The sequence below is a fragment of the Pseudoalteromonas sp. NBT06-2 genome (assembly GCF_002276045.1).
In the GTDB taxonomy this organism is placed as follows: domain Bacteria; phylum Pseudomonadota; class Gammaproteobacteria; order Enterobacterales; family Alteromonadaceae; genus Pseudoalteromonas.
Map to the genome: position 1 here is coordinate 1 of NZ_NQMR01000217.1, position 8110 is coordinate 8110.

The following is an 8110-nucleotide window of genomic DNA, read 5'->3' on the forward strand; positions in this document are numbered from 1 at the left end:
ACAAAATTGCGCAAGTGTTTTATCAAAGTTTTTTTAATTAATTATCTATACTTAAATTATCACACGTTAAGTACAGGTTATTCACTTTTCTATGTGGATAAGATTAAAAATGCCAGTAAAAGCTGGCATTTAAATAATTTTTATTAAAGAAAGTTACTTGCTTTATTACCAACTTTTTATTTTATGACCTTTAACAGCATAAAATATGATATATAAGTAACAAGGTACCATAATTATATAGGCACCTTGAGCACCTAAACCAGACATATTAGCTAAGCTTAATAAAAGAGGACCTAATGCACCACCCGCAATGCCCATAATTAATAAACCTGATGCTGTTCCTGTTAAGCGACCTAAACCAGATAATGCTAGCGGCCAAATCGCAGGCCAAACCATTGCATTAGCAAAACCTAAAAAGGCAATTAATAATAATGGATCTGGTAATGTTGGGCCACCGAATGGTACTAATAGTAGATTTGAAATAACAAATGAATCGTTATTTCCGAACACCACTGCTAAAGCAACTAATACACCAGATACACCTGACATAATTAAAGCATTTTGCTGTGACAAGTAGCGTGGGATTAAAGCAATACCAATTGCGTAACCTAACAACATACAAGCCATTGTATAAGAAGTCATAATCGAATAATCAGCTATACCTAAAAATAATGCATATTGTCCAATAGTATCTGCAGCAATAACTTCTACAGCAACATATAACGCAATACCAATAATACCTAAGACAAGATGAGGATGACTTAATGCCTCCTTAATATCACTTTTACCATCTGACGAACCTTCATCAAATACTAAATCAGGTAATTTTGAAAACTTTGCAAATAATGCAAATATGAAAACAAAACTTGAAATTGCAAGGTAAGGTAATACTAAGCTAGAAGCCATAGCATCCTTTTGCGTTTGAGAAAGTACTTCACCTTCAGCTACTACACCACTTACTACAACAGCAGCAAATAAAACTGGCACAACTACACCTGAGAACTTATTAAGTAGTCCCATAATACATACTCTCACAGCCGCAGACTCTTCTTTTCCCATTTTAACAACGTACGGATTTACAGCTGTTTGTAATATTGTTTGACCAACACCAATTAACAGCTGGGCCAACAAGAAAATTTCGATCATTTGAAACTTTGCAGCGGGAATAAAAAATAACGCAGCACAAGCCATCACTGTACAACCTACCGCCATACCATTTTTATATCCTATTTTCTTAATTAGAATAGCTGAGGGTATACCAGCTATTGTGACTGAAATATAAAAAGATGAAATAATTAAAGAGGCTTGCAAAGGTGATAATTCTAGCATTTGTTGTAAAAACGGTGTTATTGCACCATTTAACCAGGTCACGCAACCAAGTATGAAAAACATAGATCCGGCCAATACCATTGGCAGAATATTATTTTTATTAGTACTATTTAAACCCACTGTAGCTTCCATAAGACTTCTTCTTGTTGAAATTAAGTGAGATATAAGTTCTCCCTGAACCTTATATTCCATTTAATATAGTTATAGTTAATTTTATGTTTCACGCTATATAGTCGGAAAAACAACAGGTTAACCCAGAATAATTAACCACCCACTAATATATCATTAACAAAAATGACAGCGCTATCATAAAACTTTACGACAATTTAACGATTATTGCCAGAAGCTTTTGTTAAAAATTTAAAAACAAAAAAGGACAATATCGTCCTTTTTTAATCATAATCTAATAACAATTTAATTGACTTGGGTTATTCTGCTCTTTGTTTGTTTATTTAAATAACTACGCAATTTAACTTTATCACCTTTTTTAACATCGATAGGTGCTAAATAAGGTTGCCAGTTACTACCGTTATCTAAGCTCACTTCTATTTTAAGATATGGAACAGATGAGTTTGCTTTCAGTTTGCCATTTTCAATGATGCCGCCAGGCACAGGTAAGTAAGGTGCCACACCAGAAAGTAGCATTTTATTTAACTCCTTTTTACCTAAGGCCGCAGAGAAATTAACCCAGTCTTGTTTACGTTTTGCATTACTTGGATTATCACCTTCCCAAGATGCTTTATGCCAAGCACGTTCTGCGACAGCCAATGCTCTTGGAAATAACATTTTCAAAACTTGGTCTTCAGTACGAATAGACTCAGACCAAACCTGTCCTTGTATACCTAAAATATTTTCAGGCTTTTCAAGTTTTGGTAATGAACGTCCAACTAAAGCTTCTAAATTATCAATTTTTTTACCTGAGCGTGTAAAATCGGCATTGGCATATACATTATCAGGCATATAACCAAATGTTTTTTCTGTACTGGTATATCTACTAGCCCAGTAATAACCTCTTTCTTCTGGATGCGCTTCATAAGGATGATCAAAATATAAATGTGTACCATGCGATAATATAACTTGGTAATTATTATTTGCTAAACGGTAAGCACGGTCAGCCACACCCCACTCCCAAATATTATCCCAAACATTTGCTGTAAATATTTCATTTGGCAACTCTTTACGGTTAAATGTATTTAATGTGTCGTACATTAAACCATCTTCCCAAGCACCAGGAGAAATTCCTCTTGCATTTAGTAACTCAGCAACTCGTTTTGTAAAATACGGTTTAAAATCTGCGACACCAGATACACCATTATCAGGCTTATCAAATAATGCCTTACATACAGGTGAGCCTGCCCATGAACCTTTACCAACCTCATCACCACCAAAGTGTAAGTTAGTTAAACGAACACCAGCTTCTCTATACATTTGCTGTAATTCATATGTTACTTTATCTATAAATTGATAGCTTGAATCCATGCAAACATTAACTGAATTATCTTTATAATTTTGCACTGTATTATAAAAAGAGGTATCAGCAGGATCGCTTAACAAATAAGCTTTTGCTTGTAACTTTTGAATTTTTTTAACTTCGGCATCCGTTTTTAGCACACCAGCTTGATTGAGTAATTGACCTACGCTTAGCTTTTTATCTTTACTGATCAATTTATTGTAGCGCGCTTCCATTGATTTAATCGCCGCTCTAGCATGACCAGGTGATTCTATCTCTGGAATAATTTGTATATGTCTTGCTGCAGCAAACTTTAATAATTCAATGAAATCAGCACGTGTCATAAAACCATTACCTGAGCCTGATTTAAAAGGCCCTGTTCCTAGCTGAGTTAATAAACACGTTTGTTCTTTTAAATCAAAACAACGATAAGCACCAACTTCAGTCAGTTCAGGTAAATCAGGGATCTCTAAACGCCAGCCTTCATCATCTGAAAAATGCCAATGTAGTTTATTAAGCTTGTAACGTGCCATTTGTTCAACGAGCTTGAACATAGCTTCCTTTCCATGGAAGTTTCTTGCGTTATCATAATGCATACCACGCCAATCATATCTAGGACTATCTTTTATTTCAACTCTTGGCAGAGATACTTCTTTTTTACTATCAGCAGGAAACAGTGCCAATAAAGTTTGCATGCCATAAAAGGCACCTGCATTATCACTACCAGTGATTTCTATTTTATTATCATCTATCTCTAATTGATAACTTGCAGGTTTTCCTTTATTAATTGATTCATCAATTAGTATGTTAATGACGGATTGTTTGCTAACGGATATATGATTAGGTTCAGCTTTTAAATCTAATTGATAATATTTTTTTAGATCATCAATAAATACTTTTATTTCCGATGTCGCACCACCTGCATAACGCACTTCCCATTGTTCGGTTAATACCGTTTCGCCACGATTAAAATCCATATCTTGTGGCTTAGGGATCACACGCTTTAATGCTTCCAATTCGGATACTTTATGTTTTATCATTTTGGCATTATGGGCATAACGATTTTGTGCATTCGCTATTTGCGTTAAATCCATTTCAGGTGAATTGAATTTTTTAACTTGATTTTCTCTTACAATTGATGCAACAAATTGACTAAAATCTTCTGTATCCGTATTTGAAAAAATAGCGGGAGTACCATTATTTGTTACCATAAAGGCACGAGGCATAAAATCAGAATATGCAACGATCCAGGCGGCGCCTTTAAATGTTAATTCTAAAGTGCTTCCTGCTTTTAAACCTTTAAAGGTTGAGGTAGGTACTAAGCGATGTAAATCACCATTAACATGCTCAAATTTTAATCCTTTATCTATTTGTGAGTCTATTTTACGAATTGAATGAAAATATAATTGCCAGTCATTTTTCCCTGCTGGTAAATCTACTTTAGATTTATTATCAAAGCTTAAATTTCCTTCAAAGCTATTTGATGCGTATTTAAAGTTATTATTAATCCCAAATTTTAATTCTGTTTTCTGAGTGAACTTTTCTACTGAGTCTTGTGAAAAACCAGCAATCGCGAACATTGGCATTGAACATATTAAACTCGCACTAATACCACGAAGCATGCTCTTATTGAACCGCATCAAAAATCTCCTTTATTTATTTTTAGATATCAATATTTAGTTAGTTATTAGACTTTAATACTGAGTAACTTAAATTCTTATTTTGTATATTCGTGAACTATTTAAAAATATATACTATGAAAAATAAAAATGACAGCGTTATCATTTCATTTATTATTAAAGTTAATAATAAAAAACCTGGCAAAAGCCAGGTTTTCATTATTACTTTAAAATGAAACTATCCCCAAGCTACCAGATTTTCACTCTACTTTTAGGTTCGATATACATTTTATCACCTTGCTTCACATCAAATGCTTTATAAAACTCAGGCATATTTGCCAATATGCCAATTACACGATAATGGCTCGGCGAATGCGGATCTGTCATTAAACGATTTCTGAGTTCTTCGTCACGATATTTTCTTCGCCAAATTTGTGACCAACCCATAAAGAACCTTTGCTCGCCATTGTAACCATCTAATACTGACGATTTATCCCCATTCAAAGACATTTGATATGCTTTATAAGCAACGGTTAATCCCCCTAAATCACCAATATTCTCACCTAACGTCAGTTGACCATTTACATTTGCATCATCAAATGGTTTAAACTTATCATAAAAACTTACTAAATTTTCACTGCGTTTTTCAAACTGTTTAAGGTCCGATTCACTCCACCAATCTCTTAAGTTGCCATCACCATCATACTTAGCCCCTTGATCATCAAAACCATGACCCAACTCATGACCAATGACTGCACCTATGGCACCATAATTAACAGCATCATCAGCATCTAAATTGAAAAAAGGAGGTTGTAATATCGCTGCTGGAAATACAATTTCATTATTTACAGGATTGTAATATGCATTTACAGTTTGCGGCGTCATATGCCATTTACTACGATCCACTGGCTTGCCTAATTTACTTGTCATATCAGCATAGGTCCACTGACTATAACGCACGAAATTCCCCACTAAATCATCTGATTTTATTTCTAATGCTGAATAATCTTGCCACTTCTCAGGGTAACCAATTTTAGGAGTAAATTTATTTAACTTTTCTTTTGCTGCAACTTTCGTTTCAGGGCTCATCCATTCAAGATCATTAATTGCAAGCTCAAAACCTTTAATCAAATTATCAACCATTACTGTCATGCGTTTCTTGGCTTCTGGCGGAAAATTATCTTTTACATAAATTTTCCCTAAAATCTCACCTAGTACAGAGTTTGCTGAATCAACCGCTTTTTTCCAGCGAGGTTTTTGCTCTTTAATGCCTTTTAGCGTAGTACTATATAAGTTAAAGTTTAAATCTTCAAATTCACGACTCAATAAATGTGAGTAATCTTGAATATAGTGAAAAGCTAAATAATCTTGCCAAATTGTGATATTGGTTTCACTAAATAATGTACCAAACGCTTGTATATAAGTAGGCTGAGATATAATAACTTCATTACTTGTAATATTTGATTTTAATAAATACTCAACAAAGTCAAATTGACCAAGCATATCATTAACTTCATTAACGCTCAGTTTATTATATGTTTTAGTAGCATCTCTATTTTCTACACGAGACCACTGCACCTGTGCTAATTTAGTTTCTAAATCAATAATATTTTTAGCTGCTTGCTCTGCGTTTTCAAAACCTGCTTTATTTAATAATTGACTGATGAAGTATTGATATTCAGTTCTAATTTTCACGAACTTTTCATCATTTTTTAAATAGTAATCACGATCTGGTAAACCTAAGCCAGACTGATAAATATAAACACCATATTCACTTGAATTTTTAGCATCGTTATTTATATACCAACCAAGAGGTGTTGTACCACCTTTAATCAATATATCAGCCATCATACTTGTTAAAGCTTGATGATCTTTTACTGCTTTAATTGCATTAAGGTCAGCTTGTAAAGGCTTTATTCCTAACGTAGTAATTTTAGCTTCATTCATATAACTATTATAAAAATCAGCTAATTTACGCTCATCAGAACCAGCAACAGCATCTTTATTTGAAACGGCTGCTTCTATCACTGTTTTTAATGCTTTTTGAGAATTGTCATAAAGCTGACTAAAAGAGCCATAGTTTGATTTATCAGCTGGAATTTCTGTTGTTCTTAACCAGCTACCATTGATATGTTCATAAAAATCATCTTGTGCACGAACTGATTTATCCATATTTTCAAGGGATATTCCCGAAAGAAGTGGTGCTTTTAGTTCTGATACTTGCTCTTTAATTGCTTGCTTAACTGTAGTCGATGCTTGTTGTTCCCCACACCCAGACAAACTTAAAGCGAGCGCAATACCACTAGCTGTTAATGTGAGTTGTTTTATTGGTTTCATTTTAACCCTTATTATTTTTTATATCCATACTACATAGAAATACACAATTTCAGTAAGTCGAGAAGCATGGGTATATTTCGCTTGTTTATATTATGGAAATATACACTATGTATGAATGAAAACATTAATAATATTCATGACTCATAATGAGTTACTCATAAAGTTGACAGTTTTTCAATGATCACTTTATTCGCTTCCGGAAATTCATAATTATTTAAATTTTGAATATTAACCCAGCAAGACTCTTGTCCTTCATTGCCTATAGCTTCACCGGTAAAATGTTCTATTAAATGGATATCTAAATAGACTGATTTATCAGGATAATCATGATGAATTTGATGAAAAGCTTCGCTCAAGATAACATCTATATTAATTTCTTCTTTTAGCTCTCGCACTAAAGCTTGTGTTACGGTTTCTCCTGCTTCAACTTTACCACCTGGGAACTCCCACTTATTACCTTGATGTTGATCGGCAGAGCGTTTACATATAAATATTTTTGTTCCTTGCTTAATCAAACCGATTGCGACATGAATAATTTTTTGAGTCATTTTATATTCTTTTATGTTGATAATTATTAAATACATCGAGTAGGGTGCGGCTCATGCCTCATCCCTCTCACAGAACCGTACGTACAGACCTCGTATACCGCTCATGCAATTTACTATTTCTTAATCATAAGAAGCAAGAACACCCGTTTTCACTTCGTCTATCTGATATAAACCGATATCTTTAAACTAACTGTTTGACATGGCATAACTTGCTAATGGACTCATCGAGTTTTGCCATGAGTTCATTTTCATCCGCTTAAAAGGCGGTTTATACTTTAGCTGCTTTAATCTACGGTGTAATTTATCCGCCGCTTTCCAAAGCCTCAATTGTATTGCCCTTAATCTCCGCCATTACGTTTGGTGAGTTGCTTAACTTTCATTTTAAATGCTTTAAGCTTCTTCTCCTTGGATGCTTGTATGATTTGTGTAAATCACTACATCCAAGAATTTTATGCCCATATCGCTATGTGCTATATGGGTTTTACGCTCATTCACCTTAAATTTCAGCATTTTTTCTAAGATATGGCTCGCTACTTTCAATGCGTTTTCTGCGCCTGATTTTGAGGTACAGAATATCAAAACTTCATCCGTATAACGCACTATTCAGTGCGCTCGCTTCATCATTTCTTGATCGAACTCATCTAGGTAGATATTGGCTAATAGTGGACTAATTACCCCGACTTGCGGGCTACCCAACTCACTCACCAACACTGCCGAAGCAGGTTTACTTACGTTATGCACCTCTAACTTCCTATGGCTTCTTTCAGTCTGACGGGTTTGCCAGCTTCGCTGGGCAAACATCGAGTAGGGTGAGGCTTTTGCCTCAT

At 34.3% G+C, this 8110-nt stretch carries 4 protein-coding genes and 1 pseudogene; all 5 read right to left on the reverse strand.

Features of this window, described 5'->3' with window-relative positions:
* Positions 1-165 precede the first annotated feature (165 nt).
* A complete protein-coding gene (gene nagP, locus CJF42_RS24140) occupies positions 166-1461 on the reverse strand; it encodes an N-acetylglucosamine MFS transporter NagP (protein WP_095369082.1) in 1296 nt (431 codons plus the stop codon).
* 282 nt (positions 1462-1743) lie between these two features.
* Positions 1744-4419, reverse strand: coding sequence for a family 20 glycosylhydrolase (locus CJF42_RS24145; protein WP_095369083.1), 2676 nt, complete (start codon positions 4417-4419; stop codon positions 1744-1746).
* A gap of 228 nt (positions 4420-4647) precedes the next feature.
* Positions 4648-6726 carry a M13 family metallopeptidase gene (locus CJF42_RS24150; protein WP_095369085.1) on the reverse strand — a complete coding sequence of 693 codons (2079 nt, stop codon included), beginning with the start codon at positions 6724-6726 and terminating at the stop codon, positions 4648-4650.
* Positions 6727-6890: 164 nt separating this feature from the next.
* Complete coding sequence (gene mutT, locus CJF42_RS24155) at positions 6891-7283, reverse strand: 8-oxo-dGTP diphosphatase MutT (RefSeq protein ID WP_095369084.1); 393 nt, start codon at positions 7281-7283, stop codon at positions 6891-6893.
* Positions 7284-7886: 603 nt separating this feature from the next.
* Positions 7887-8110, reverse strand: a pseudogene (locus tag CJF42_RS28220) (hypothetical protein); the annotation flags it as partial.